Raw genomic sequence first — 1,468 nt, forward strand, 5'->3', positions numbered from 1 at the left:
TTAGTTATATTTTTACTAACATAACTATGGCTTATTCATCAGCACTTAGAAGTACAGAGCAACCAAAAGTACCAATGAGAGCAAGTGTTATTGGTGTTTTAGTAAATGCATTTTTAAACTGGGTATTTATATTTGGAAACTTAGGAATGCCAGAAATGGGAGTTATGGGAGCTGCCTTTGCAACATCTATTGCAAGAGGAGTAGAAATGCTTTATATAGTCCTTGTAGTATATATAAAGAAAAATATTGTAGCATCAACTATAAAAGAAATGAGAGGCTTCAGTAAAAGTTTTGTTAGAAAATATTTTAATACAGCAACACCAACTATATTAAATGAGCTTGTATGGTCTTTTGGAATGACGGCATTTTCAATTGCTTATGCAAGAATTGGAACAAGTGCTGTTGCAACAATGCAAATAGCAACAACTTTAAATAATATGTTTATGGTTATATGTATAGGTCTTGCAACTGGAGCGTCTATCATGGTAGGAAATAAAATAGGTGCAGGTGAAGAAGGGGTTGCTTTAGATTATTCTAAAAAAATAGGATTCTTATCACCAATCTTTGGAATGGGTTTAGGACTTATAATTATGATGACTGCAAAGTTTATAGTGGCACCATTTAATATTGAGCATAGAACTTATATAGATACAGTGAATGTTTTATATGTAATGGCATTATTCTGTCCTATAAGATTCTTTAATATTGTAATGATTGTAGGAGTATTTAGAGGCGGTGGAGATACTAAGTATTCAATGTTAGTACAAGCAGGAACTATATGGCTTTATGCAGTACCACTTGCATTTATAGGAGCAACAATTTTTAATTTAGGAGTTGTACCTGTATATTTTTTAATTTGTAGTGAAGAGATAATAAAAATAGTCTTTGAAATGGTTAGATTAAGGTCCGGTAAATGGCTTAGAGTAGTCTGTTAAAAAAATGTGTGAATTAGCTCAAATAAGAATAATAGTTAAATTAGAGCTAGTAGAAGTAAATAATTTTTTAAAAAATTATTTACTCCAAACAATGCATCAAACTTTAGTAATTCTGAAGATATTATACTTTAAGAAGAGAAGGGGATAAGTTATATTTTTATTTCACATGATTTAAGTATAGTTAGAAGAATAAGTCACAGAGCAATAGTTATGTATTTAGGTGAGATAGTAGAAGAAGGATTAACAAAAGAAATTTATGAAAATCCAAAGCATCCATATACAAAAGCATTAATGAAGTCTATTCCGATAAGTGACCCAAGACTTAGAGGGAAAAAGAAAGCAAAGTTTCTTGTTTTCTTTTCCAAAATTAGAAAAGGAAGAAGCTATAGTTAACTATAGCTTCTTCCTTTTTATTATTTTTCTATTTTATTATTTTCATATTTTTTATTGTAGAAGTTCATAAAGAAATATAATGGAATAGCAACTATAAGTCCACCAAGTCCCCAAATTATTTGTTCAGGAGTTGATTGGAA

The 1,468-nt window shown here is 29.7% G+C and carries 2 protein-coding genes; both read left to right on the forward strand.

What is annotated here, in order from left to right; genetic code table 11:
• Positions 1-935: MATE family efflux transporter (locus ACRDDY_RS16880; protein ID WP_438566101.1), on the forward strand; the 935-nt coding region annotated here is incomplete at its 5' end.
• Positions 936-1,145: 210 nt separating this feature from the next.
• Positions 1,146-1,328, forward strand: a complete 183-nt coding sequence (locus tag ACRDDY_RS16885) for an oligopeptide/dipeptide ABC transporter ATP-binding protein (protein WP_438566102.1) — start codon at positions 1,146-1,148, stop codon at positions 1,326-1,328.
• Positions 1,329-1,468 lie beyond the last annotated feature (140 nt).

It is taken from the genome of Clostridium sp., assembly GCF_051656525.1.
Lineage (GTDB): Bacteria > Bacillota > Clostridia > Clostridiales > Clostridiaceae > Clostridium.